The organism is Frankia umida (assembly GCF_023242945.1).
Lineage (GTDB): Bacteria > Actinomycetota > Actinomycetes > Frankiales > Frankiaceae > Frankia > Frankia umida.
On sequence record NZ_JALKFT010000036.1, the window covers coordinates 20,718 to 46,331 of the forward strand.

General features: G+C 70.0%; 25 protein-coding genes and 1 pseudogene. 20 read left to right on the plus strand and 6 right to left on the minus strand.

Annotation, left to right across the window (positions count from 1 at the left end):
* The 4 genes from MXD59_RS27510 to MXD59_RS22620 form a co-directional block, all read right to left on the minus strand.
* Window positions 1-257: WD40 repeat domain-containing protein (locus tag MXD59_RS27510; protein WP_372512174.1), on the minus strand; the 257-nt coding region annotated here is incomplete at its 3' end.
* Between the two features lie 185 nt (window positions 258-442).
* Window positions 443-1,462: a MerR family transcriptional regulator gene (locus MXD59_RS22610; RefSeq protein WP_248826612.1), complete on the minus strand. Its 1,020-nt coding sequence runs from the start codon at window positions 1,460-1,462 to the stop codon at window positions 443-445.
* A gap of 8 nt (window positions 1,463-1,470) precedes the next feature.
* Window positions 1,471-2,172, minus strand: a complete 702-nt coding sequence (locus tag MXD59_RS22615; protein ID WP_248826613.1) for a HEAT repeat domain-containing protein — start codon at window positions 2,170-2,172, stop codon at window positions 1,471-1,473.
* 65 nt (window positions 2,173-2,237) lie between these two features.
* Window positions 2,238-3,155 carry an NADP-dependent oxidoreductase gene (locus MXD59_RS22620; protein ID WP_248816126.1) on the minus strand — a complete coding sequence of 306 codons (918 nt, stop codon included), beginning with the start codon at window positions 3,153-3,155 and terminating at the stop codon, window positions 2,238-2,240.
* A 114-nt stretch (window positions 3,156-3,269) separates the two neighbouring features.
* On the opposite strand from MXD59_RS22620, the gene MXD59_RS22625 reads away from it, so the two are divergent.
* From MXD59_RS22625 to MXD59_RS22650, 6 genes and pseudogenes are all read left to right on the plus strand, one after another.
* Window positions 3,270-3,722, plus strand: coding sequence for a winged helix-turn-helix transcriptional regulator (locus tag MXD59_RS22625; RefSeq protein WP_248816127.1), 453 nt, complete (start codon window positions 3,270-3,272; stop codon window positions 3,720-3,722).
* A gap of 288 nt (window positions 3,723-4,010) precedes the next feature.
* The gene (locus tag MXD59_RS22630; RefSeq protein ID WP_248826614.1) at window positions 4,011-4,262 is read left to right on the plus strand and encodes a hypothetical protein; all 252 of its coding nucleotides are present in this window, start codon (window positions 4,011-4,013) and stop codon (window positions 4,260-4,262) included.
* A 95-nt stretch (window positions 4,263-4,357) separates the two neighbouring features.
* Window positions 4,358-5,488, plus strand: coding sequence for an RNA-guided endonuclease TnpB family protein (locus tag MXD59_RS22635; RefSeq protein ID WP_248826615.1), 1,131 nt, complete (start codon window positions 4,358-4,360; stop codon window positions 5,486-5,488).
* A 193-nt stretch (window positions 5,489-5,681) separates the two neighbouring features.
* On the plus strand, window positions 5,682-6,041 hold the full coding sequence (locus tag MXD59_RS22640) for a hypothetical protein (RefSeq protein ID WP_248826616.1): 360 nt from the start codon (window positions 5,682-5,684) through the stop codon (window positions 6,039-6,041).
* Between the two features lie 155 nt (window positions 6,042-6,196).
* Window positions 6,197-7,963 carry a protein kinase domain-containing protein gene (locus MXD59_RS22645; RefSeq protein WP_248826617.1) on the plus strand — a complete coding sequence of 589 codons (1,767 nt, stop codon included), beginning with the start codon at window positions 6,197-6,199 and terminating at the stop codon, window positions 7,961-7,963.
* A 209-nt stretch (window positions 7,964-8,172) separates the two neighbouring features.
* Window positions 8,173-8,736, plus strand: a pseudogene (locus MXD59_RS22650) (acyltransferase family protein); the annotation flags it as partial.
* A 78-nt stretch (window positions 8,737-8,814) separates the two neighbouring features.
* On the opposite strand, the gene MXD59_RS27515 reads toward MXD59_RS22650, so the two are convergent.
* Window positions 8,815-8,970, minus strand: coding sequence for an alpha/beta hydrolase fold domain-containing protein (locus tag MXD59_RS27515; protein WP_372512177.1), 156 nt, complete (start codon window positions 8,968-8,970; stop codon window positions 8,815-8,817).
* 170 nt (window positions 8,971-9,140) lie between these two features.
* On the opposite strand from MXD59_RS27515, the gene MXD59_RS22655 reads away from it, so the two are divergent.
* Both MXD59_RS22655 and MXD59_RS22660 read left to right on the plus strand, forming a co-directional pair.
* Window positions 9,141-11,063 carry an HAD-IIIC family phosphatase gene (locus MXD59_RS22655; RefSeq protein WP_248826619.1) on the plus strand — a complete coding sequence of 641 codons (1,923 nt, stop codon included), beginning with the start codon at window positions 9,141-9,143 and terminating at the stop codon, window positions 11,061-11,063.
* On the plus strand, window positions 11,060-11,296 hold the full coding sequence (locus MXD59_RS22660) for an acyl carrier protein (protein WP_248816131.1): 237 nt from the start codon (window positions 11,060-11,062) through the stop codon (window positions 11,294-11,296). The genes MXD59_RS22655 and MXD59_RS22660 overlap by 4 nt, the downstream gene beginning before the upstream one ends.
* A gap of 139 nt (window positions 11,297-11,435) precedes the next feature.
* On the opposite strand, the gene MXD59_RS22665 is transcribed toward MXD59_RS22660, so the two are convergent.
* Window positions 11,436-12,203: an AfsR/SARP family transcriptional regulator gene (locus tag MXD59_RS22665; RefSeq protein ID WP_248816132.1), complete on the minus strand. Its 768-nt coding sequence runs from the start codon at window positions 12,201-12,203 to the stop codon at window positions 11,436-11,438.
* A 1,393-nt stretch (window positions 12,204-13,596) separates the two neighbouring features.
* On the opposite strand from MXD59_RS22665, the gene MXD59_RS22670 reads away from it, so the two are divergent.
* The 12 genes from MXD59_RS22670 to MXD59_RS22725 form a co-directional block, all read left to right on the plus strand.
* Window positions 13,597-14,610: a TauD/TfdA dioxygenase family protein gene (locus tag MXD59_RS22670; RefSeq protein WP_248816133.1), complete on the plus strand. Its 1,014-nt coding sequence runs from the start codon at window positions 13,597-13,599 to the stop codon at window positions 14,608-14,610.
* Window positions 14,607-14,759, plus strand: a complete 153-nt coding sequence (locus MXD59_RS22675) for a hypothetical protein (RefSeq protein WP_248826620.1) — start codon at window positions 14,607-14,609, stop codon at window positions 14,757-14,759. The genes MXD59_RS22670 and MXD59_RS22675 overlap by 4 nt, the downstream gene beginning before the upstream one ends.
* 115 nt (window positions 14,760-14,874) lie before the next feature.
* Window positions 14,875-16,458, plus strand: coding sequence for an ABC transporter substrate-binding protein (locus tag MXD59_RS22680; RefSeq protein ID WP_248826621.1), 1,584 nt, complete (start codon window positions 14,875-14,877; stop codon window positions 16,456-16,458).
* Between the two features lie 74 nt (window positions 16,459-16,532).
* Window positions 16,533-17,483 carry an ABC transporter permease gene (locus MXD59_RS22685; RefSeq protein ID WP_248816136.1) on the plus strand — a complete coding sequence of 317 codons (951 nt, stop codon included), beginning with the start codon at window positions 16,533-16,535 and terminating at the stop codon, window positions 17,481-17,483.
* Between the two features lie 40 nt (window positions 17,484-17,523).
* Window positions 17,524-18,441 (plus strand): ABC transporter permease, encoded by a 918-nt coding sequence (locus tag MXD59_RS22690; RefSeq protein ID WP_248816137.1) that lies wholly within the window; start codon window positions 17,524-17,526, stop codon window positions 18,439-18,441.
* The gene (locus tag MXD59_RS22695; RefSeq protein WP_248826622.1) at window positions 18,438-20,204 is read left to right on the plus strand and encodes a dipeptide ABC transporter ATP-binding protein; all 1,767 of its coding nucleotides are present in this window, start codon (window positions 18,438-18,440) and stop codon (window positions 20,202-20,204) included. The genes MXD59_RS22690 and MXD59_RS22695 overlap by 4 nt, the downstream gene beginning before the upstream one ends.
* 164 nt (window positions 20,205-20,368) lie before the next feature.
* A complete protein-coding gene (locus tag MXD59_RS22700) occupies window positions 20,369-20,581 on the plus strand; it encodes a ferredoxin (RefSeq protein ID WP_248816139.1) in 213 nt (70 codons plus the stop codon).
* Between the two features lie 55 nt (window positions 20,582-20,636).
* The gene (locus MXD59_RS22705; protein WP_248816140.1) at window positions 20,637-21,881 is read left to right on the plus strand and encodes a cytochrome P450; all 1,245 of its coding nucleotides are present in this window, start codon (window positions 20,637-20,639) and stop codon (window positions 21,879-21,881) included.
* Window positions 21,881-22,438, plus strand: a complete 558-nt coding sequence (locus MXD59_RS22710; RefSeq protein WP_248816141.1) for an allene oxide cyclase barrel-like domain-containing protein — start codon at window positions 21,881-21,883, stop codon at window positions 22,436-22,438. The genes MXD59_RS22705 and MXD59_RS22710 overlap by 1 nt, the downstream gene beginning before the upstream one ends.
* 59 nt (window positions 22,439-22,497) lie before the next feature.
* Entirely contained in the window at window positions 22,498-23,076 is a 579-nt protein-coding gene (locus MXD59_RS22715; protein ID WP_248826623.1) for an allene oxide cyclase barrel-like domain-containing protein, read from the plus strand.
* A gap of 140 nt (window positions 23,077-23,216) precedes the next feature.
* Window positions 23,217-24,251, plus strand: coding sequence for a 3-oxoacyl-ACP synthase III family protein (locus MXD59_RS22720; RefSeq protein WP_248816143.1), 1,035 nt, complete (start codon window positions 23,217-23,219; stop codon window positions 24,249-24,251).
* Between the two features lie 55 nt (window positions 24,252-24,306).
* A partial coding sequence (locus tag MXD59_RS22725) for a type I polyketide synthase (protein ID WP_248826624.1) occupies window positions 24,307-25,614 on the plus strand: 1,308 nt, incomplete at its 3' end.

The window sequence follows — 25,614 nt, forward strand, 5'->3', positions numbered from 1 at the left end:
ACCCGCACCGACCCATCCCTGCCACCACTGACGATCTGCCGACCATCCGGAGTAACCGCCACCGCGTTGACCGGGCCGGTGTGGCCAGTGAGCACCACCTGCTCCACCCCACTCGCACGGTCCCAGACCCGCACCGACCCATCGTCGCCACCACTGACGATCTGCCGACCATCCGGCGACACCACCACCGCCCGGACCACGCCGGGGTGGCCCCAGAAGGGTGCTCTGCTGGCTGAGGGAGCGTTGGGGTCAGACATGGGATCAGTGTGCCGGCCCAGGGGAGTGCCTCCGGCCGCTACCCCGGTCCGGCCGAGGTCGCCGCCTACCGCTCTCCCGCCTGGAGGAGAAGGCCGACCGGATTCGCTCCTACGAGCTGCTGGCCGACCCGGTCCCCGTGGTGTCCGAGCCGCGCGACCAGGCCCTGCGCTGACTCGGTGGGCGGTCAGGCGCCCGGGGCGTCGTCGCCGGCCGGCCGTTCGTCGAGAGCTGCGACGAAGGCGGATGCCACGAGGGCGACGACGGGGTCGTCGTCGTGGGTCAGCTGGCGCAGGACCTCCCGGACCTGGGCGCCTGGCAGCTCGACCAGGGCCTGGACGAGGCGAATCCGGGTCGGGGAGTCCGCGGTGGGAGCGGCGAGTTCGTCGACCAGCGCGGTCATGATCTCCTGTGCGCGTCCCGGGTTCTCGGACAGCGCGCCGAGGGCCTCCGCGGCGTCGACGTCGTGGGCGCCCTCGACCACCATGGCCACGAGCGTCGGCACGGCCTCGGTCGCCGCCCGCCGGCCCAACGCCAGGGCGGCGTGTCTGCGCACCGTCGCGTCCACGTCCTCGAGTGCCTCCGCGAGCAGCGCGGTCGCACCCGGGGCGTCGGCGAGGCCGACGATCGCCAACGTCGCGCGCCGGCGAACCTCGACATCCGGTGCGTGCAGGCCGAGGGCCAGTGTCGCCACGGCGTCACCCGCCGAGCGGGCGAGCGCCCAGCGCAGCGCGCCCGCCACGTTGGGGTCGGATTCGGCCAGGAGCGCCTCGGCGAGCAGCTCGGCGGGAACCGACCCGCCGTCCGGCTGGGCCAGGACGGCCTGCTGCCGGCGCGCGGCGTCCGGCGAACTGAGTCCCTGGAGGAGTTCGACGACGCGCAGGACGTCCGGCCAGCCGTCGGGGGCCGCCGCGTCGATCGCGCACAGCCGCTCGAGCAGCTCCTGTTCTCGCGCCAGGCGGTCCCGCGTCCATCGGATGAGGTCGCTGACCAGGGTGGACGGGGCGAAGGCCGGATCCTCCAAGGCGCGTGCGACCTGTTTGAGCGAGAGCCCGAGGGAACGCAGGCTCTCCACGTGGAAGATCCGGCGGACGTCCTCGGTGGAGTACTCGCGGTAGCCGCCGACGGTGCGACCGGTCGGTCGTACCAGGCCGAGCGTGTCGTAGTGCCGCAGCATCCGGGTGCTCACCCCCGAACGGCGGGCCACCTCCCCGATCAGCAACCCGCGGCCCGCGCGTCCCCGAGTGTGACGATGCGCCTCGCCTCGTCGACGGCCGCGTCGAAGCCCGATTCCGGATCGCGGCGGAGCAGTTCGGTGGCACGGGCATGGGCGGCCACCGCCGGGTCGTGGTTCGCCACGGCCCGCTCCAGCGCGGGTTCGCTCGCGGTGTCGAGGTCGACGAGGGCCCGGCTCAGGCTCAGCCGCATGGCGCGGTCGCCGCGGCCGAGCTGGCGGACCAGTTCCTCGGCCAGGGCCTCCTTGGCGTCCTCGGGCACGAGGGTGACCGCGACCCGCCACGCTGTGCGCGCGACCTCGTCGTCGGTGTCGCGCAGCAGGGCGTGGGTGATCCAGGGCCACGCCCGCCGGTCACCGATCTTGGAGAGGGTGTGCAGGGCCTGGCCGCGGGCGCCCGCGTGCTCGGAGTCGAGTTCCCGGCGGATCCTGGGCAGGGTGATCTCCGGTGGGAGCCGGGTCAGCGCCCAGGTCAGCATGTCCCGCACGAACGCGTCCGGCTCGACCCCGCACCGCTGGACGAGGGGTTCCAGGAGGGCGGGCTCGGGATCCGAGCCGGCCGCCAGCGCCGCCCGTAGCCGGACCGACGGGTCCATGGCATCCAGGGCGCTCACCAGGTGGGCGTGCCGCGGGGTCGCTGTCGTCGTGCTGATCGGGCTGTTGATCGGGACCACCTCCTGCACCCAGTGGACACCTTCACATCGTGTCAAGGTCAAGTCCGGACCGGACGGACGGGCGCTCCTGCTGGTCAGGGCACCAGGACGTAGCGGCCACGCAGACCGCCCTTGGCCATCGCCCGGTGCGCCTCGGCGGCCTGCTCGAGCGGGACGACGGCGTGCACCCGGGCGGGCAGTTCGCCGCTGGCGGTGCGGGCGAGCAGGCCGGCCAGGCGAGATCCGTCAGGCCGCACGCTCACCGCGAGCACGGTGACGCCCCGTTCGGCCGCCGGCATGAGCGCGGGCCGCACGCCGACGAACAGTCCGCCGTCGCGGACCAGTGCCACACCCTGCGCCTGGAGGGACGCGGCGTCGGCCACCGCGTCCCAGCCGGACTCGGCCCGCGTGGTGAAGTCGGCGCCGAGGCCGCGGACGAACTCCTCGTCCTGGGCCCGGGCGAGACCCGTCACCCGCCAGCCGCGGTCCGCGATCAGGGAGATGACGTAGGCGCCCACGGCGCCGGCGGCCCCCGTCACCAGCAGCCGGTCCCCGCCGGCCGGAGCGTCGCCGAGCAGGTCGACGATGCCAGCGGCGGTGAGCGCGTTGAGCGGCACCGTGGCCGCGGCGACCAGGTCCAGGCCGTCGGGGACGACGGCGACGTCCGCGGCCGCCACGATGACCTGCTCGCCGTACGGTCCGAAGTCGCGGTCCAGGCCGGCGATCAGGCCCGCGACCCGGGTACCGACCGGCAGGTCGACGCCGTCGCCACGCTCGGCCACGGTGCCGGCGAAGTCCCAGCCCAGGCCCGTGTGCTCGGTCTGGTGGATCAGCCCCAGGGAGTGGAAGAAACCGCCCGCGACGTCGAGGTCGACCGGGTTGACCGTGGCGCCCGCGACCCGCACCAGGATCTCGCCGGGCCCGGGGGTGACCGCTGGCACCTGGATGAACTCGAGGGGCTTTGCGCTGCCCGGGTCACGGACGACGACCGTGCGAAACGTGGTGGCGCTCATGGGTTCCTCCTGGCGAGTGCGAAGACAGGGGCTTGCGGGCTCCACCCTGCAACGGTTACTTTCCATTGGGAAGTAGGCACCTGGAAGTGCGTATGACACCTGGAGGAAGCCCCGATGCCGACCGCCACCTCCGTCCAGCGCCGGGAGCAGGCCAAACTGGAGTACAACGCGTTCCTGGCCGCCTGCCCGAGCCGCCAGCTCCTCGACCGGATCTCCGACAAGTGGGTCACCCTGATCCTGGCGGCGCTGGGTGGTGACAGCGTTCCGGCCGGGGAGTGCTCCGCCGAGGCGGCGCCCCTGCGCTACTCCGAGCTGTCCCGCCGGCTGGTCGGTGTCAGCCAGAAGATGCTCACCCAGACCCTGCGCTCCCTCGAACGCGACGGCTTGGTCTCCCGGACGGTCACCCCCACCGTCCCGGTGACCGTCCGTTATGAGCTGACCGAGCTCGGGCTGTCCCTCCACCAGGCGATCCGGGCGATCAAGTCCTGGGCCGAACAGCACATGGACGAGGTCCTGCGCAGCCGGCAGACCTACGACGCCCACGCCGTCCCACCAGCCGACCGCTGACCCCGGCGCCAGGGGCGCGGCCACAGGCACGGCGTGGCGCCGTGCAGGCGTGCGGGCCCGGCCGGCGCGCCAGGTCGCCTCCGGCGGTGGTCGGTCGGGTGTCGGACAGCGCGGGAACATCCGGGCCGTGACGGGTTACGGTCCGCCGGTCGGGTCGCGAGTCGACGTCACGTACCTGGCCGGGAGGCAGTCGTGTGGGCAGGCGCAACGGGTCGGCGGGTCACCGATGAGCGGCCGTGGGCGGCCCATGTCCGCCGGTGGGCGGCGGTCCTTGTCACAGCGGCGTCGATGATCGCACTCGCCGGCTGCGCCAGTAGCGGCCAGGCCAGCGCGCCAGCGGCCGGGACGACCACACCGACGGTTACCGCCGCGACGGCGGTTCCGGCCGCGGCTGCCAGCGGCGCATCCGCCGGCCAGGGGACCCGGCGGATCACCCTGGCGCCGGTCGACCAGCGTGGGCGGCCGGCGAGTGGCTGGACCCTCGACAGCGCCGAGGATGATCCGCGGTCGCCGATCGACTGCGGTGACCGGGAAACGTAGCGCGCAGGCCCCGTCCTTCAGGGCGGGGTTAGCGCGTCAACTCGGCTGCCAGAATGACCGGGGAATCGTGTATTCTGTCAGGTGTGGGAAGTCGGGTGGTGAAGCGGGCGTACCGCTACCGTTTCTACCCGAACCCCGGCCAGATGGAGAACCTCGCGAAAACATTCGGCTGTGTCCGCTACGTCTACAACCGGGCACTTGCCGAACGGCACCGGGCGTGGTCCCAGGAACAGCGGCGGATCAGCCATGCGGAAACCGATCTGATGCTCACCGGGTGGAAACGGGACCCGGACACTCTGTGGTTGGCCGAGCCGTCGAAAGGCCCGCTACAGGCCGCGCTGCGGAATCTCCAAACCGCCTATGTGAACTTTTGGGGAAAACGGGCCGGCCATCCGATGTTCAAGCGGAAGGGGAAGACGAACGATGCGGCGACCTACTTCCGGAACTGTTTCACGTTCCGGGACGGGCGGCTGAGGCTGGCGAAGCAGGCCGCGCCGCTGCGGATCGTCTGGTCCCGTCCGCTCCCGGAAGGCGCGGTGCCGTCGCGGGTGACGGTGTCCCGCAACAGCCGGGGCCAGTATCACGTGTCGATCCTGGTGGACTGCCCGACCGAGGCGCTGCCGGCGGCGGACGGGCAGGTCGGGGTGGACGCGGGCATCACGTCGCTGGTCACGCTGTCCACCGGGGAGAAGATTGCCAACCCGCGGCACGCCCGGACCGACCAGGCCCGGCTGGTCCGGGCACAGCGGGAACTGTCCCGGACGAAGAAGGGCTCCGCGAACCGGGCGAAAGCCCGCGTGAAAGTGGCCCGGGTGCACGGTCGGATCGCCGACCGCCGGCGGGATCATCTGCACAAGCTGTCGACTCGACTCGTTCGCGAAAACCAAACGATCGTCGTCGAGGATCTCACCGTACGGAACATGGTCCGCAACCACAGTCTTGCCCGTGCGATTTCGGATGCGGGCTGGCGGGATCTGCGGACCATGCTGGAATACAAGGCCGGCTGGTACGGACGCGACGTGGTCGCGGTGGACCGCTGGTATCCCAGCTCGAAGACCTGCTCGTCCTGCGGGACGCTCGTCGAGAAACTGCCGCTGAACATTCGGGAATGGGTCTGCCGGTGCGGTGCGGTCCACGACCGGGATGTGAACGCGGCACGGAATGTTCTCGCGGCGGGGCTCGCCGTGATCGCCTGCGGAGACGGAGTGAGACCACCCCACTCCTAGCAGTGGGGAGGCATCTGTCAGTGAAACAGGAAAACCTGCCCGCGAGGGTAGGAATCCCCGGTCTTCAAGCCGGGGAGGATGTCAAACCAGCCGGGTCTACCCGTCGCCGTCCGCCGTCAGCGGCGACATCTACTACTGCTCCCCCAGCGCCGCCGCCACCGACGCCTGCTGGCCGACACCCCAGCCACGGCGGATGCTCTGCCTGCGCGACCCGTTCTCGACCACCCTGACCGCGCTCACCGCGCAGGCGCTGGTCGCCAAGGTCACCCCGGCGAACAATCCCGTTCTGCTCGGCCTGAACCTGGCCAACGGCGAACGCTGCCGGCTACGCGACGGTGGCGCCTGGGGCGCCTGGGGCGCCCCGCAGAACCATCCGGACTATGTCGGTTATTACTCCTGCGGCCCGCGCGACATCGTCTGGGCGCGGCCGAACTCGTCCACCGGCGGTATCGACCGGACAACCCGGAACTGGACGGTCCTGATCGGCGATGTGACCGGCCCGCTGACCACCATCGGTGTCACCACCGCCGCGTTCGTGACCACCGCCGCCTGAGCGGCCTGCTCTGAGCGGCGCCCCGACGGCGCCGCCGACCGCCGCGGCGAAGGACCGCGGACGGCGATCGGCTATCCGACAGGTCGACAACGAAGGCGCATCGGTGCGCGTCCTGGGAAGGGACGGACGATGTCGACCGAGGGGAAAGGGTGGTCATGTTCGAGCCCCTGCGGGATGACGACCCGCGCCACGTCGGCGACTACACCGTGCACCATCGGATCGGCTCCGGCGGCATGGGCGTGGTCTACCTGGCGTTCGGGCGGGATGGCCAGGCGGTCGCGCTGAAGATACCGAACACGCGAGTCGCGTCCCGCCCGGACTTCCGCCGACGGTTTCGCACCGAGGTCGACGCGGTCGGGCGGATTCACAGCCGCCACGTCGCGGCGCTGGTCGATGCCGACCCCGACGCCGAGCAGCCCTGGTACGCCACCCAGTACGTCGAGGGAAGCACCCTCGCCGACGCCGTCGACGCACACGGGCCGCTGACCGGCCGGGTGCTCGACGGGTGCGCGGCGGGGCTCGCCGAGGCGCTGGTCGCGATCGAGGCCGCCGGCGTCGTGCACCGCGACCTCAAACCCGCCAACATCATCCTGGCCTGGGACGGACCGAAGATCATCGACTTCGGCATCGCCCGCGCGCGGGACGCCACCCGCCAGACCCGCACCGGCACCGCGCTCGGCACCGTCACCTGGATGGCCCCCGAACAGATCCGCGGCGAGCAGGTCGGCCCGGCCAGCGACGTCTTCGCCTGGGCGGCGTGTGTCAGCTTCGCCGCGACCGGCCGCTCCCCGTTCCACGCCGAGACGATCGAGGCCGTCGCCCTGCGCATCCTGTACGGCCAGCCCGACCTGGACGGCCTGCCCGCACGGCTCGCCTCCCTCGTCCGTACGGCCCTGGCGAAGGACCCGGCGACCCGGCCGACCGCCCGCCACCTCCAGGACGCCCTCACCGCCGCCGACATCGCCGCCGATGTGGCGTCCGCGTCCGACGAGGACGACGACGAGAGGGTCACCTGTCTGCCGATACCCCGGGCCGCTCCCGGCTCGCCGGACAGCCTCGCCCCAGGCTCCCCCTCCCCGCGGGACGCCCTGGTGGGACGGCCGGTGATCGGCAGCGGTCCGAGGCGGCGGCGCTGGGTGCGGCCCGTGGTGCTCATGGCGGTCGCCGTGGCCCTGCTGACCGCGGTCGGCGCGGTGGCCTGGGCGATGCTGCCGACCGGCCACGACGGAGCTGTCGGCATGGCCGGTTCCGCCGGCACCACTGGTTCCACCAGCGGAGCCGGCCCCGCCACCACCACCGCCACCACCACCGCCACGGCCACCGGCCCCACCGCGGTCACCGGCTCCGCCGCCGTCTCGAGCGAGCGGCCCGCGACCGACACGACGTCCCCGAGCACCGCGACCGGCCCGAACGAACCACATGCCACAGCGGCGGACGGCCGGACCAGCGGCACCGACCGCACCGGGAGCGCGCAGCAACGCGACCCGGCCCCGGCACGCTGCGGAATTCGGACGGTCTTCGACGCGGAGGCGTATCTGCGCGCCGACGGCATGTCCGTGAGCGAATACCGCGGCTACGACCAGGGACGCAGTCTCAACGTGATGCTCGGTCTGGTGCAGCAGCCCGCGGGCACGAACATCGTGCGGGCCTACTTCTTTGTCGGCGACTGCTTTGTGGGCTACGACGCGCCTGACCCCAGCAGCGCCGTCACCCTCGTGCGCGCGGCGACCTCGGCCAACCCCAGCGTCGTTCTGCACTATGCCGGCTATGCCCCCGGGGACGGGTACTGCTGCCCGACGGGCGGCGGCGTCGACGTCACCTTCACCGCCGCCGGCCCGGCGGGCCCTGTCACGCACGACGGAAAGCTGCTCCCCGCCAGCCGCACAGCCGCCGTCAGCCGCGTCTGGTATCCGTCGGGCTGACGACAGAAAACGACTACATCCGCATTCTGCTCGAGGCCGCACAACCACGCCGGATCACATAAACCGGTGGCGGGTCGATCGAACCCTCTGCTAGCGCCGGTCACGCCCGAAGCGAGAATGGCGGTTTACTTCCTCGGCGCGTGGCTCACAGCTGCGACTGAATGCTCGTGCACATCAGATCGCATACCCTCTCCAGACAGCATGCCAGCATGGTCCGAATCCGGGACGAACGGTTGTGGCTCGGCATCGGTGTCGTGGTGGGCCTGATCGTCGGGGTGACCTTCTTCTCGTTGTACGTGCTGCCCGGACAGCCGCGACTGCTCGCGGTTGGCGGCGGCCGGTACTCCTATACCCAGATCTGGTTCGTCTGGTTCTTTCCCCCGGTCCGGGCGCTGGAGTTCGTTCTGGGCATCCTGCTCGCGAAAGTCGTGCTCGCCGGCCGCTGGGTGCCGATCGGGCTGCTGCCTGCAACGGTTCTGTGCCTCGCCGGTTACCTCATGTCGACATACGGCGTGCCCTATCTGTTCGGCGTCGGCGGCGTGGCGACGCTGTGGACGGCGCCACTGATCGCTGCACTCGCCGTCGCCGATCTCCAGGGACGTCCTTCCTGGATGCGCCATCGGATACTGGTGTGGTTCGGCGACATATCGTTCGCCCTGTACATGATCCATTGGCTCATCCTCGGTCGCATCAGCCACTGGGCCGGGCATGAGGGCTCCCGTTCGATCGTGGACGGTCTGGGGCTGCTCGTGCTGGCGTTCACCGTGTCCACGCTGGCGGCCTGGCTGATGTTCACCTACATCGAAATGCCCGCGGTGCGGCGGCTCAGCGGCGGCCCGGGTCAGAGCGCGCTAGCAGTCATCGAGGCCGGCAGGGAAGGGATCCTCGGGGCCAACCCGATACCCCACCAGCACGAACACCTCGCCGACCCGCAGCGCCAGGCTGGCGACCTGGTCATGAACGGCGTCGATGCGCCCGAGCACGAAGGCGCCGTCGTGCGTCCGCACGACGATCGGTAACAGAGCGAACGGCCCCTCAGACCGACGGAAGGCTGAAAGCCCAAGACAAGCAGCCGTTTAGCCCTACAGGTCATCATCAAGGTCCCAGGCGGCGTCGCGTGGAAGGTCGCCGCTCGACGCGCACAAGAAACTGGACGTCGACTATGAAGACACCAACGGTGACCACTGCCGCCGACAGTGCGGACGCACAGCCCGACCATGGCGAGAAAACCTTTTCCGACCTGCTCGAACTGTACCGCTCGGGGCTCCTGGCGGAACACTATCCGGCGGTCCAGGGCCTCCTGCGCGGCCGGTCCGACGAGGACCTGGTTCGTGCTGGGCGCCTGCTGGCCCGGATCGACCCGGACGAGGTCCTGGCCCATCATCCCGGGTTCACCACACTGACCGTCGCGGTGATCGGGCACGGGACCCTCGCCGGGCTTGTTCCACCGCTGACCGCGGAGCTGGCCCGACACGGGCTCCTGGCCCGGGTACACCTCGGCGACTTCGACAGCTACATCACCGATCTCGCGGATCCCACCAGCGATCTGTATGCCAGCCACCCCGACCTCGTGCTGTGCGTGCTGGATCCGGACCTGATCTGGTCCGAGGTGGCCGTGCCGTGGCAGCCCGACGACGTCGAACGGGTCTGGACGGAAAAACTCGTGCTGTTGCAGGGCCTGGCGCGGCGCTTCGAGGAGGCCGGCCACGGTGTCCTCGTCCTGAACACGGCACCGCTGAACCGCGTGCACACCGCGCAACTGATCGACCATGCCTCCCGTGCCCGGCTCGGTGCACTCTGGCGGGAGGCCAACGCGCGGTTGCTCCGGCTCGCGGAGCGGCATCCGGCCCTTGTCGTGGTGGACACCGATCCGCTGCTGGCCGACGGCGTCCCTGCCCGGGATGCCCGGATGAGCCTCTACGCGAAGGCACACCTGTCCGCCGAGCTGCTCGCCGCCTACGCCCGCGAGATCGGTCACCTCGCCCGCGCACTCACCGGCCGGACACGCAAGAACCTGGTGCTCGACCTGGACGGCACGCTGTGGGGCGGCATTCTCGGAGACGACGGAGCAGACGGTATCGAGATCGGCGAGACGTACCGGGGCGAGGCGTTCCGCGCGTTCCAGCGGGTCGTTCGGCAGCTCGGCTCCCAGGGTGTGCTGTTGAGCGCTGTCAGCAAGAACGATGCCGAGACCGTCAGCGAGGTTCTCCTGCACCACCCCGACATGGTCCTGCGGGAGAACGACTTCGTTCGGGTGGTCGCCAACTGGCGGCCGAAGCACGACAACCTGCGGGAGCTGGCCGCCGACCTGAATCTGGGGGTCGACAGTTTCGTGTTCGCCGACGACAGCCCCTACGAGCGGGGGCTGGTCCTCCGGGAGCTCCCGGAGGTGGCGGTGGTCGCGCTCGACGGCGAACCGGCCCGTCACGTCGAGGCGCTGCTTGACGACGGCTGGTTCGACCTGCGAGTTCTCACCGAAGAGGATCACGAGCGGCCGGCCCGTTACCGTGCGGAGGCCGACCGCCGCAACTTCCTGCACAGCTTCGACTCGCTCGACGGCTACCTGCGGGAGCTCGGCGTCCGTGTACTGCTGGCGACGGCGACGGACAGCCAGGTCAATCGGATCTCGCAGATCACGTTGCGCACGAATCAGTTCAATCTCACCGGCAGACGGCTGCAGCCGGCCGCGGTCGCCGCGCTGACCCGCGACCCCGAGAGTCTGGTGCTGGGAATCCGCTGCTCCGACCGGTTCGGGGACAACGGGCTCGCCGGTGCTGTGCTGGCCCACCGCGAGGACGATCTCGTGCACATCGACAACTTCCTGCTCAGCTGCCGGGTGTTCGCCCGGGGCATCGAGCAGGCATGCCTGTCCGCGGTGCTGCGCCACGCCCGCGCCACCGGGGCGACCGGCGTCGTCGGCCGGTACCGGGAAACGGCCAAGAACGGCAAGGTGCGCGACTTCTACCCGCGGTCCGGGTTCGTCGCCGTCGATGCACCCACGACGGCGGAGACCGTGTTCCATCACGACCTCGCGGAGATCCCGCCCAGCCCCGACCACGTCGAGTTGGCCATGCAGCTCGCGGGAGGAGAGTCACAGTGAACACTGTCGACGATCTCATGACCATCATCCGTGACGAGATCGGCCTGCCGGTCACGTCCGCGGACGCACAGCTGCCCCTCACCGATGTGGTCGGCTGGGACTCCGTTCACCTGCTCGCCCTCTGCGTGATTCTCGAGCGGGAGACCGCACAGCCGATCTCCCTACCCGAGGTGCTGGAAGCGTCCACCCTCCAAGAGATCTTCGACGTGGCCGTCGGTGCCGAACGGGCCTGACGCCGACCGACCAGCGCCGGGCAGCCTCGGCCGGCGCGTTGCGGGCTGTCCGGCCCGCCGGGTGCCCGGCGACGGATGGCGGACGTGGCGTCGGTACGTCGTGGCCGGCGGCCGCGGCGTACCGACGCCCACCCCCGGTTCACCTCCGTACTACGGCTCTCAGCTCGAGCTGACAGTCGGCGGCGAGGATCGCGCGCTGCAGCTCCCGCAGCGCGCGCCCCGGCTCCAGACCGAGTTCGTCCCGCAGAATCGCTCGGGCCGACCGATAGGCCTTGAGCGCGTCACCTTGCCGTTCCGATCGGTACAGCGCAATCATGAGGTAGCGGTGGAAGGTCTCCCGCAGCGGATACTCGGCCGTCAGTGCGTAGAGCCATCCCACCAGCTCACGGTGCCGGCCGAGCGTGAGCTCGCATTCAATCATCAGCTCGACCGTCTCCAGACGGTGCTCTTCGAAGCGGGTCGAGAAGTTTCGCACAGCGGGGCTTTCTCGCAGCTCGTCGAGCGCGGGGCCACGGTAGACCCCGAGCGCCGCACGAAAACTTTCGACGGCCTCACCATAATTCTCCGACCGATACAGGCAACGCGCGGAATGGACATGACGCTCAAATTCATGGAGATCCAGCTCGCCACTACGGATATGCATCACATAGCCGGATGTGCTTGTTTGCAGGGGCGACTCGGAGCCGCCCCAGAGTTTGCGCAGCCGTGACACGTGAACGTGTACCGCGGCTGACGCGCGACTGGGTGGACTCGCCCCCCAGATCTCGTCCTGGAGCTGCTCTATCGTGGCGCCCTGTGGAGATTTGAGGAGCAGGTTGGCGAGGAGGATGGCTGGTTTGCGTGCGCTGGGAGTCAGGTTGCGCTCTCCGTCGCACACTCGAAGCGGACCCAGGATCTTGTAGTGCACGTGGTTCTCCGACCTTTGCACGGCTCGGTCTGGGGTCTCAGCTACCAACCGTCGGCGGACACGGCCCGGCAACCCCGACTGGCAACCATAAGGTCACTCCATGCCACATATCGACCTGGCATGGTGACCATCAGTAGCAGAACTACAGCAGGATGCAGAACAGGATCCATCGACGTGGGGCGCCCCGCGGCGGCGGCTGGATCGCAGATGAAAGACAGGGAGCCTGACAGGGAAAACCCACCGGGCCCGCGAGGCGACCCGGAGCGCACCCTGAAGGCGGGGGCTGACCGGATCTGATCGCGCCGGCCGACCTCGGCGAACGGAACGCCGCACTCACCGACCAGAAAAGCCCGAGACGTGGGCGGCGAAGAAGTGATGCCGCTCACGACCGGGGACAGGACGTTGTCACCACCAGGCCGAAATCGACGTGACGACGACGTGACAGCACGAGAAGTGGCCTTCCCATGGGCACGATCCCTCCCACAGACACGATCAAGTCGTACCACCAGCACACTGACCCGACCGGCTGCACTGCCGACCAGACACCCGACTGCGGGCACGACTGACAGACAGCGCACTGAATCGGAGATAATCGACAGAATACGTATGGCACTGTTCGTTGGCAAGCGCTTCCCACCCAGGTCACCGGCCGACGGCCGACGGCCGACGGCCGGATCGGAGGAGCACCGCATTCGCCACCTCCGGATCGTCGGCCGCCTTCCGCCGCCGCGACCGCGACGATGATCAGCTTCTCGGCCAGGTAATTGAGCAGGCAAGGACCTCCTGCCGAAATTTATCGAGAAACGCGCAGGCCGTTTTTCGACGGCAGTCGGGAACACATCGGATCCAGCCGCCAGGAAAACTTTTTCGTCGGTGTCCGGAGCATGTTTTTGGAGCGTTAGACCGAACGGCACGGCGTAGGCTCCGGCCCCCACCGCGCTCCACGGCGCCCGGCGGCGGGTGCCGCCGGCCCGACCCTGGCGGGCGAGGCCATGGAGCGCACGCATGCTGGTCGGGAAGCCACCGCGCGGCCGGCGGCGCCCCCGAGACCCCGCACCACGGTGAGGGTCCGGCATCGGGCACCGGACACCAACAGTGCCGACCCAGCCACCCCGGAGAAAAACTTCCGTCTCCGTATTTAGTATTGAACCTTGTGGTTCATCTAACTATAGTGATCGATATTGTGTACTGCACACGTCCGGTGCCTCGCCGGCCAGGGACCAGGAGGGAAGGACAGGAGGGGAGGAAAGGCCCACAGATCAGCTCCCCGCCCGCCCCGACAGGCGATCCCCGCCTCGGGGCAGCCGGTCGCGGCGGCCGTGCCGCCACACGGTTGCTACCCAGTGCACACATCGAGCCCCGGAGATCGAGCCCGAAGGTGGATGAACAAGCCATGGCAGACGCGATGGGCCTGACCCGTATCGAGGTGCGGCCGATCACCGCCCATACGGGTGCGGACATCGGCGGGGTGGACCTGGGCGAGGACCTCGACGACACCACGGTCGCGCAGCTACGAGCGGCTCTACTGCGCTGGAAGGTGCTGTTCTTCCGGCGGCAGTCCATCGGCCATGGCGAACACGTGGCCTTCGCGCGCCGGTTCGGTGTGCCCACCCGCGCCCACCCGCACGAGGACGAGACACCACCGGGTTTCCCCGAGGTACTTGCCCTGGACAGCCGACGTTATGAGGCCGCCTTCGGTCGCAAGTGGGCCACGTTCGACAATGGCTGGCACTCCGACGTGACTGCTCTGGTCAACCCGCCGGCCGGCGCGATCCTGCGAGCGCAGCAGGTCCCTCCGTACGGAGGGGACACCGTGTGGACGAACCTCGTCGCGGCGTACCGGGGCATGCCCGGCCCACTGCGGAACCTGGCCGACCAGCTCCAGGCCCGTCACAGTTTCGGTCACACCCATGAGACGGGTGGCTCCTACGCGGATCAGGACGCCCGCGGTCCACTGGTGGCCATCCACCCGGTCGTACGCGTCCACCCGGAGACCGGGGAACGCGCCCTGTTCGTCAGCCCCAGCTTCACGCTCGCGGACCAGCAGGTCATCGGACTCTCACCCCGACAGAGCCAGGAGGTCCTGGCCATGTTCCACCGTGAGATCACCCGGTTCGAGTACACGGTCCGGTTCCGCTGGGAAACCGGGAGCGTGGCGTTCTGGGACAACCGCGCCACCGCGCATCTTGTGCCCGGCGACCTCAACGACCTCGACTTCGAGTTCGACCGGGTCCTTTACCGGGTGACCCTCGAGGGTGACGTCCCGGTGGGGGTGGACGGCAGGCCCTCCGAACTCGTCTCCGGTCCGCCCCACCCGGGAGCCGGCCCGGTTGTCACCTCGTCCCGTCCGGTCAGGGACGCCACCGCGGCGCATCCACCGGCCGACCGGGAACGCGAGCACCGATGAGCGCGGTGCGCTGGCCGGGGCGGGCCATGCCCGGCACGTCATGGCGCGCGCAGGTCTGGCCGCCGCACCCCAAGGCACCGGGGACCGTGCTCGTCCTGCGCCGCCATGTCGACTACGGGCGGCTGAACAGCAGCCTCTGTCGAGGCTGACCACCGCCGACGGTCGCCGTTTCCCAACCTGTTGTCCTTCTCCGGGAGTCCTTTCTTGTCTCGAGCACATCCCCTCAGACCTTTCGGGCGTATCCGAACCCTCGTCATCCCCGCGATGGCGGTCGCCCTGGTCGCCACCGCCTGTGGATCCGGCGGCGACGGTGGCGCTGCCGGGGACGCCGGATCACCGAAGTCCGGCGGCACCCTCACCTTTGCCCTCGGCAGCGACCCCACCTGCCTGGATCCCCAGCAGATCCAGCTCAGCGAGGGTCTGACGATCGGCCGGGAGGTCGTGGACACACTGACCGACCAGGACCCGAAGACTCTGAAGATCGTTCCCTGGCTGGCCGAGCGGTGGGAGATCAGCCCGGACGCGAAGACGTACACCTTCCATCTCCGCGACGGCGTCACCTTCAGCGACGGTGCTCCGTTTGACGCCACCGCGGTGAAGAAGAACTTCGACGCCGTGGTGGCCCTCGGTGCCAAGGCGACGCTGGGCTATGCCTATCTCAGCGGCTACGCGCGCACGGTCGTCGTGGACGCCCGCACCGCGCGGGTCGAGTTCAACGCTGCGACCGCACAGTTCCTCCAGGCCACGACGACACCCAGCCTGGGCTTCGTCTCGCCGGCCACCCTCAGCCGCACCCCGGCCCAACGATGCTCGCAGCCACCGATCGGCTCCGGAGCATTCGTCGTCGACAGCTACGTACCCAACCAGCGCGTCGTGCTCAGCCAGCGCAAGGACTACGCCTGGGCGTCCCCGCTCGCCCGCCACCGCGGTGCGGCCTATCTCGACAAGCTCGTCTTCACGGTGGTCACCGAGTCCGGCGTGCGCACCGGCAGTCTGAAGTCGGGCCAGGTCGACGGCATCGCACAGGTCTCACCCCAGGACGCACCCGGGCTGGAGAAGCAGGGTCTTGACCTGCTTGCGACCATTCATGCCGGGATCGTGTCGAACCTGCACGCGAGCCCGAGCCAGAGCCGCCCGGTCCTGCGTGACCCAGCTGTCCTACCCGCCATCCAGCGTGGGATCGACCGCAAACAGATCGTTGACACGCTTCTCAACGATGACTTCAGGCCGGCGACGAGCATCCTGTCCAGCAGGACTCCGGGCCACAGCGATCTCAGCTCGCTGATCGGCTACGATCCCGCCGCCGCGAAGAAGCTGCTCGACGACAGCGGATGGCGGCCCGGCCAGGACGGCATCAGGGTCAAGGACGGCCGGCGCCTGCACCTCGACGTGCTGTGGGTGCCGTCCGGGTTCGGCCCGGAGCAGTCGATCCTGGAGCTCGTCCAGCAGCAACTGGGCGGGGTCGGCATCGAACTCGCTGTGAAGCGGCTCTCCCTCGCCCAGTTTCAGCCGCTGTACCAGTCCAACGACTACGACCTGTTCTGGGCCCGCGGGACGACCCGGGCCGATCCGGACATCCTGCGGACCATCTTCGGGTCCAAGAAGCCCCCGGCGGCCGGCTCGGCCCAGGCGGGTATCGACAGCATCCTCAACGACCAGAACGCGGCCACCGACCCAGCCCGTCGCAACGAACTCGTCGAACAGGCGCAACGGCGGGTGCTGGAGACCGGCTACGGCATCCCCGTGGTCGAGCAGACCTCGATCATGGGCTTCTCCTCGAAGGTGCGGGGCGTGACGTTCACCGCGCACTCCTGGCTTCAGTTCTTCGACGCCTGGATCGCCGGCTGACCCGCCGTGGGCCGGCTCGGTTCGCGGAAGCGGGCGGGGCCGGCCCACACCGACACCTGACAGGGGCTTCGACGATGAAGAGATACCTGGTTCACCGTCTCCTGCAGGCGCTGTTCGTCCTGTGGTCGGCGTACACCGTCTGCTTCGCGGTGCTGTACCTGCTGCCGAGCGATCCGGTGTCGCTCATGGTCAGCGCCGGATCCGAGCAGAGCTCGGTCGACGATGCGCAGGTCGAGAAGCTGCGGTCCCAGTACGGACTGGACCGACCGGTTGCCGTCCAGTACGTCGACCACCTCTGGCACGCGGCACGGGGGGACTTCGGCGTTTCGGTGCAGAGCGGCCGGAGCGTCGCCCAGATCTTCCTCGATGTGCTGCCGGCCACCCTGGAGCTGGCAGCGGCCGCGTTCGCGCTCGCAGTGCTGCTCGGCCTCGGCCTGGCCTACTGGGGCACGTTCGCGCGGTGGTCCTGGGCCCGTCAGGTGCTGTTGTCGATTCCCCCGTTCTGGGCGTCGCTGCCGACCTTCTGGGTCGGCCTGATGCTGATCCAGCTCGTCTCCTTCCGCTGGGGCCTGCTGCCGGCGACCGGGAACGACGGCAGTCGCAGTCTGCTACTACCCATGATCACTCTTGCCCTGCCGACCGCGGCGGGTATCGCCCAGGTGTTCGCCCGTGGCCTGCGTGCCACCCAGGCGGAGCACTACGTCACGACCGCCGCGGCGAAGGGTGCCTCACCGCAGCGGGTGCAGCTGCGGCACTGTGCGCGCAACGCCGCTCTGCCGGCGCTGACACTCGCCGGCGTGTGGGCGGGCAACCTGCTCGCCGGCTCCGTGGTCGTGGAGACAGTCTTCTCCCGAACGGGAGTCGGGCGTACCACGGCGACCGCGGTGAGCACCCAGGACATCCCGGTCGTGCTCGGCCTGGTGATCCTCAGCTCGGCCCTGTTCACGGTGGTCAACCTGGCCGTGGACCTCACCTATCCCCTCCTGGATCCGCGGATCGTGAGCCTCGCCGCGGAACCCCGTTGAAAGCGCAGCAACGTTGACTGATTCACCAGCAGTGACCGCCATGGTCACGGTCGCTGGCCCGCATCCCGCGGCCGAGCCGACCGGTCCGCCGTCCGCTCCGGAGCAGTCGCCAGCCGCAGGTGTCGGCCGGCGACTGGCGCGCGCCGTAGTGTCCCTGTCTCGCCGGCCCGGACTGGCCCTGTCGCTTCTGCTGCTGCTCGCGGTACTGGTCGCGGCCTTCGTCCCGGACCTGCTGACGTCGGACAACCCTCTGCGTGGCGACGTGACCGAGCGGCTGCGCGGCCCGAGCGCCGAGCACTGGTTCGGCACCGACCAACTCGGCCGAGACCTGTTCGCCCGGATGGTGCACGGCGCCGCGTTGTCCCTGCAGGCCACCGTGCTCGCGGTGGCGGTCGGCCTGGTCTGCGGGGCGGCGCTCGGCATGGTGTCGGGCTTCTTCGGCGGCCGGGTGGACGCCGTGATCATGCGGCTGGTCGACCTGGCGTTGGCCATCCCGGCCCTGCTGTTGGCCCTTGCGCTGATCACCGCGCTCGGCTTCGGCACCGTGAACATCGCGCTCGCGGTCGGAGCCACAAGCGTGGCGGCCTTCGCCCGGGTCACCCGCGCCGAGGTGCTGCGGGTACGCACCGCCGTATTCGTCGAGGCGGCGGTGTCCTGCGGGGCCCGGAGCGACCAGGTGCTCCTGCGCCACGTGCTGCCGCACGCCTGGGGGCCGGTTCTTGTCCTCGCCGCGTTGGAGTTCGGCACCGCCGTCCTGGCCGTCTCGGCGCTGAGCTTCCTGGGGTTCGGGGCGGCACCGCCCACGCCCGAGTGGGGCTCGCTGGTAGCCGACGGACGGGACTACCTCGACACTGCCTGGTGGCTGACGACCATGCCGGGGCTGACCGTGGTGGCGACCGTCCTGGCCGCCAACCGAATCGCCCGCGCACTCGAGGGAGAACGGAGGACGGGACGTTGACCGACGCAGCGGACGGCGTACTGCTGGCGATCCGCGACCTACGAGTGTCCTATCGCCGCGGCTCGACGGCCACCGAGGTGGTGCACGGCATCGACCTCGACGTCCGTCCCGGTCAGGTCGTCGCTCTGGTGGGCGAGTCCGGATCGGGCAAGACCACCACCGCGCATGCCGTGATCGGTCTGCTCCCGGCCGGAGGCCGGATCGAAGGCGGGTCCATCCGGTTCGCCGGGGTCGATCTTGCATCTCTGCCGGCGGCGGGACTGCGTGCCTACCGGGGCAGCGAGATCTCACTCGTTCCGCAGGACCCGACCGTGTCGTTGAACCCGGTACAGCGGATCGGCGTCCAGGTCGCGGAGGTGCTGCGGATCCACGGGCTGGCCACTCGGCGGACAGCGCCGGCCGCAGCGGTCTCCGCTCTGGCCCGGGCCGGTCTGCCCGATCCGCGGCTGCGGGCCCGGCAGTACCCGCACGAGCTCTCCGGTGGCATGCGACAGCGGGCGCTGATCGCGATCGCCCTTGCCGCCGAGCCCAGGCTCCTGATCGCCGACGAGCCGACCAGCGCTCTCGATGTGACGATCCAGCGCCGCATCCTCGACCAGCTGGGGAAGATGATCAGCGAGCGGGGGACGGCCGTCCTGCTGATCACCCACGATCTGGCCGTGGCCGCGGACCGCGCCGACGAGATCGTGGTGATGTCCGGCGGACACGTGGTGGAACGCGGGCCGTCCCGCCAGATCCTGCGCGACCCGTCCCACCCCTACACCCGCAGGCTGATCTCCGACGCGCCCGGCCTCGGCCTTGCCAACATGCCCGCCGCACCAGCCAGCCCGGTGACACCCGGGCCACCGCACCGGCCCGATACCGTTCAGGACACCCAGACCGTGGCACGGTCCGCGACGCCGACCCAGGCCAGCGCGACGCAGCGGCCGGAGCCCGCGTCGCAGGAGCTGTCGCCACCCGAGCCGACAGCGCTGCTGGTGGTCGAGAGCCTGGTCAAGGACTTTCCGTTGCCCCGGACCGGGGCCGGCCCACGATCGGTCCGCGCCGTCGACGACGTCAGTTTCGCCGTCGGCCGCGGCGAGACGTTCGCCCTGGTGGGCGAGTCCGGATCCGGGAAGTCCACCACCGCCCGACTGGCGCTGCGGCTGCTGGATCCGAGCGGCGGTCGGATCCAGCTCGACGGCGTCGACATCACCGATCTGCGCGGCGCGGCGCTGCGCCGGCTGCGCCGACGCATGCAGGTGGTCTACCAGAGCCCCTACGCCTCTCTCGATCCGCGGTTCAGTGTCGCCGAGACGATCGAGGAGCCGCTACGGCTGTTCGGTGTCGGCACGCGGGCGACCCGCCGGTCCCGGGTCCGTGAGCTGCTGTCGCAGGTCGCACTTTCGGAACAGCTGCTCGATCGCCGTCCTGCCGAGCTCTCCGGTGGTCAGCGCCAACGCGTCGCCATCGCCCGCGCGCTGTCCCTGCATCCCGACCTGGTCGTCTGTGACGAGCCGCTGTCCGCCCTCGACGTCACCGTGCAGGCGCAGATCCTCGAACTGCTCGCCGCGCTCCAGGCGGAGCTCGGCCTGTCGTACCTGTTCATCACGCATGACCTGGCAGTGGTCCGCACGATCGCGGACCGGATCGGGGTCATGCGTGCCGGCCGGCTCGTGGAGGTCGCCACCGGCGAGGAACTGTTCGCCAGTCCCCGCCACGAGTACACCCGGGAACTCCTCGACGCCATCCCCGGTCGACTTTCCGGATTTAGCGTCCGATAAGGCGACTGTCAGCGCGGCGCGCGACGATAGGACCGACAAACGGATCGCCGCACCAGCCGGGGAACCTCGAAGCGGACGGTTGTGGAACGTTTTTCCTGACCATCCAGGCCGGCCGGATTCGGGCGTTCTCGACGTTTCGCTCACGGCGAGAAGGAGCTGGGTCCGTGGCATATCTGACCGTGAACGCGTCCTGTTGTGTGGGCGCCGGCCGGTGCGTCTCGGTGGCTCCGGAACTGTTCGACCAGGACGAGAACGGGCTGGTCGTGGCGGTTCGTGAGCTGGTGCCCGTGAGCTCACTGCCGGCCGCGCACGAGGCCGCGGACCTGTGTCCGGCCCGGGCGATAACGGTGACGGACCGATTGACCGCGGGCGGATGAGCAGGTCCCGCGCGCCTGGAACCGGAACATTCGCAGACCAGGAAGGAGGTGGAAAGTGTCCGACCAGTCCACCGTGCCGGTCGCCACCGGACCCCACGACATTCCCGAGTTTCCCACCGCCCGCGGATGCCCCTTCGCGGAGCCCGCTGGATACCCCGCACTGCGCACACACGGCCCACTCGCCGAGGTCACGTTGTACAACGGTCGCCGCGCATGGATCGTCACCGGGTACGACGAGGGCCGCCGGGTCCTCGCGGACCACGAGTCGTTCTCCTCGGTACGCGCCAACCCCCGGTTCCCGGCCACCGCCCCACGTTTCGAGGCGGCCCGCGCGGTCCGCAACTTCATCGGTATGGACCCACCGGAGCACACCGCACAGCGCCGGATGCTGACCGCCAGCTTCACCGTCCGTCGGATCAACGCCTTCCGGCCCAGGATCCAGCAGATCGTCGACCATCTGCTGGACGGGTTGGTGCGTCGTGGGACCAGCGCGGACCTGGTGCCGGAGTTCGCGCTGCCGGTGCCCTCCACCGTGATCTGCGCCCTGCTCGGTGTCCCCTACGATGACCACGCGTTCTTCGAGGCCCAGGCACGCCGCATCGTGCACGGTGATTCCAGCCAGCAGGACAGCGCGGACGCCTTCACCCGGATCCGGCTCTACCTGGAGGAACTGATCCAGGCCAAGCGCGCCGAGCGCGGCGAGGGCCTGCTCGACGAGCTGATCGCCCTGTACGTCGACCGGGAGGAACTGGACACCCGCACCCTCGCCGAGATCTCCCTGCTGTTGCTGGTGGCCGGGCACGAGACCACAGCCAATGCCATCGCGCTGGGCGTACTCACGCTCCTGGAACGTCCCGACGCGCTCGCGCGGATCCGCACGGATCCTGCTGCGGTCGGCGACGTCGTGGAGGAGCTGTTGCGTCACCTGTCGATCGCGGATGGTGCCGCCCGGTTCGCAACCCGGGATGTGGAGATCGCCGGCCACGCCGTCCGGGAGGGTGACGGCATCATCGTCGCCATCGCGGCCATGAACCGCGACTCCGCCGTCTTCGGCGAACCGGACACCTTCGATCCGCTCCGCTTGGCCCGCCGGCATGTCGCCTTCGGCTACGGAATCCACCAGTGTCTGGGTCAGAACCTGGCCCGGGCCGAGCTGGAGATCGCGCTGACCACGCTGTTCCGGCGGATCCCCGACCTGCGCCTCGCCGTCGACCTCGACGATCTCCAACTACGCCACCCGGCCGGGCTGCACGGCGTCGTCAGCCTGCCGGCCAGCTGGGAAACCGGGAGCGTGCGTTGATGGCGCCGACTGGGCGGCACACCGACCTGCTCGCGGCGACCTCGGCGTTCCTGACCGGACACCTGCCGGGCCTGGCCGCGTCGACGACGGATCCGGACGCCCGGCTCCCCGCCGACGGATCCACGGCGCTGTGGAAGCTGGCGACCGAACCGGACGTCGCTGGTGTCGTCCGGGTCACCGACCTGACCGAACGGGTCCTCGGCGGGCATGGCGAGATCACTCCGGTACCGCGCCCGGGACAGGTCCGCTACTACGAGGACGAGATCCAGACGGCCGACGGAACGCTGATCGGCACGACGTCCGGGCGGTTGGAGGTTGTCCACGAACGCCCGCAGGACGGGCACCGGTTCGCGGTGCGGACCGAACAGGTCCGCCTGTTCGGCACGATCTTCCACTTCTCCGGCCTCAACGACCTGACCGCCGAGTTCGCCGGCGCCTACGTGTCGGTGCCCGGTTTCGCCATCGCCGGTGAGCTTGCCGGGTGGTCCGCCATCCGCAGCATCCACATGACGCCGACGCCTTTCGTGTCCACGGTTCAGCTGGTCCTCGCCAGGTAACCCGCCGGACGGCACGACCTCCGCCCGGCTCCAGCCCTTCTCACCAGACAAGGATGATGATGAACATCCGTCGTTCGACGACGGCCTCCGGGCTCGTCTCCGGATCCGTTCTCACCGCCGCCCTGATCGCGGCCACCCGCCTGCTGTCCGTCTCCCCCTCCACCGTGCGCCCGGGCGGCGCCGGGGCTGCCCAGCCTGCCACCGGCACCGGGAGCGCCGAAGACGCCGGCGAGCACAGCGGCCTGTCCGTCGTGCACGAGGGGATCTGGGAACCCCAGATCAGGAACGAGCAGAACGTCGACGTCGCCGACCCTCAGATCGGCCAGATCGGCAGTTACTACGACGAACTCTACGACTCCTCCCGCGAGCTGCTGGGGATCAGCATTGGTCGGTACGAGATCCGCTACAAGAAGGTGCACGGCGCTGTCCTCACCTATTACTCAGAGGACCTGTTCCTGCGGGACGGAGTCATCCACGCCGAGGGCTGGGCCGACTTCAACGATGTCAAGAACGGCGTCTGGGTCGGCTACCCGGCGGTCGGTCTCGACGGCGTGTACCGCGGCCTGGACGGGCGCCGGGAATGGCGGGTGATCGAGCCCGACCAGCCGGTCGAGGCACGCATCGCCCTTCACGGCTGAGCCGACGCCCACACCGACAACGGGTGGCTCACGCCGCACCGACCAGCGCACCTGTGGCCGTGCGCCGTGCGCCGCCCCCGCCCGCCGCCCGGCGGCTGTTTCCGACCGCCGGGCGGAGGACCAGCTGCGAAAGGACCGACGTGGGGGCGACCGAGATACATCTGCTGTCCGCGGGCTCGGCACTGCCCGGACCAGCGGTGGACAACGCCTCACTGGCCCGACGATTCGGGATGGACGCGCTCTGGGAACAGTGGGTCGACACGTTTGTCGGTACCCGCAGCAGACACCTTGCTGTCGATCTCGAAACCGGCGAGGTCGGCACGTCCCTGGCCGACCTCGGCGAGGCCGCGGCCCGAGCGGCGCTGAGCCGGGCCGGCCTGCAGGCCGGCGACGTCGACGTCATCGTCATGGCCACCGCGACACCGGACAGCCTGATGCCGGCGACCGTGAACGTCATCGCCGATCGCCTCGGCGTCGACCAGGTCCCCAGCTACCAGCTCCAGTCCGGCTGTTCGGGCGCCGTGCAGGCGCTCGACCTGGCCAGTCAGATCCTGCGGTCAGGTCGGCACCGCACCGCGCTCGTCCTCGGCGGCGACGTGATCGCACGGTTCTACGATCTGGACGTCGACCTGCGTTCCGTGCACCCTGCGGAGCTGGTCAACTTCGTGCTGTTCGGCGATGGGGCAGGAGCAGCCGTTCTGCGCACCGACCCGGGACCGGGATCGGTGGCGGTGCGTTCGGTGCTCACCCGACTCGTCGGCCTGGGCCGGGCCCCGGGCGCGACCCTGGAGTGGTTCGGCCCGGCCAACCGCGGCGGACCGCAGGAACGCCCCGCGGCCACCGAGGACTACAAGGCGATCGAGGAGCTCGTCCCCGTGATGTCGCAGGAGGTCCTGCACGAGCTGCTCGACGAGCTCGAGTGGAAGGGCGACGACGTCGACTACCTGCTGCCGCCACAGCTCTCGGGCCGGATGACCGCGCTCATCGGCCAGCGCCTCGGCGTCGGCTCGTCCCAGGTGAGCTGTGTGCACCGGACCGGAAACGTCGGCAACGCCATCGTGTTCTTCCAGCTCGAACAGCTGCTGCAGGAGATCGGGCCGGGCGAGCGTGCCGTCGTCGTGTCGATCGAGTCGAGCAAGTGGATCAAGTCCGGGCTGGCCCTGGAAGCGACCTGACCCGTACCCGGCGCCGCCCCCGCGAGCCCGGCGATCAACAAGGAGAGCCGATTCCATGTCGACCGACTCGACGTCGAACGACTCCCCGTCGAACGAGGGCCGGCTGCGCGCCTACCTCCGGCGGGTGACCAACGACCTCGTGCAGGCCCGCCAGCGGCTGGCCGAGGTCACGGCTGCCAGCGAGGAGCCGATCGCGATCGTGGGCATGGCCTGCCGTTATCCGGGCGGGGTTCGCTCGCCGGAGGATCTCTGGGACCTGGTCGACGCCGGCCGGGACGTGATCTCCGGGTTCCCCACGAACCGTGGCTGGGACCTTGAGGCCCTCTACGATCCCGACCCCGACCAGACGGGAACCTCGTACACCCGGTCCGGCGGGTTCCTGCACGACGCCGACCTCTTCGACGCCGGGTTCTTCGGGATCAGCCCGCGGGAGGCGCTCGCGGTCGACCCCCAGCAGCGCCTGCTGCTGGAGATCAGCTGGGAGGTCTTCGAACGGGCCGGGATCGACCCACGGACACTGCGCGGCAGCCGCACCGGCGTGTTCGCGGGAGTCATGTACGACGACTACGGGTCCCGCCTGCAGCCCTATCCCGAGGGGCTGGAGGGTTTCATCGGCACGGGCAGCGCGGGCAGCGTCGCCTCCGGCCGGCTGGCCTACACCTTCGGCCTGCGGGGGCCGGCGGTGACCGTGGACACGGCCTGCTCGTCCTCGCTGGTCGCGCTGCACCTGGCCAGCCAGTCCCTGCGCCGCGGCGAGTGCACCCTCGCCCTGGCGGGCGGCGTCACGGTGATCTCCACGCCGGGACTTTTCGTCGAGTTCAGCCGCCAGCGTGGGCTTTCCCCCGACGGACGGTGCAAGGCGTTCGCCGCCGCCGCCGACGGCACCGGCTGGGCCGAAGGCGCCGGCGTCATCCTGCTCGAACGACTCTCCGACGCCCGCCGCAACGGCCACCGCGTACTCTCCGTCATCCGCGGCAGCGCCATCAACTCCGACGGCACGAGCAGCCAGCTCTCGGCTCCCAGCGGCACCGCCCAACGCGACGTCATCCACCAAGCCCTCACCGACGCCCACCTCACCCCCGCCGACATCGACGCCATCGAAGCCCACGGCACCGGCACCACCCTCGGCGACCCCATCGAAGCCAACGCCCTACTCGCCACCTACGGCCCCCACCACACCCCCCACACCCCCCTGTGGCTCGGCTCCCTCAAAACCAACATCGGCCACACCCAGGCCGCCGCCGGCATCGCCGGCATCATCAAAATCACCCAGGCCCTCCACCACCACCGCCTCCCCCCCACCCTCCACATCGACACCCCCACCCCCCACGTCGACTGGACCACCCACACCCTCACCCTCCTC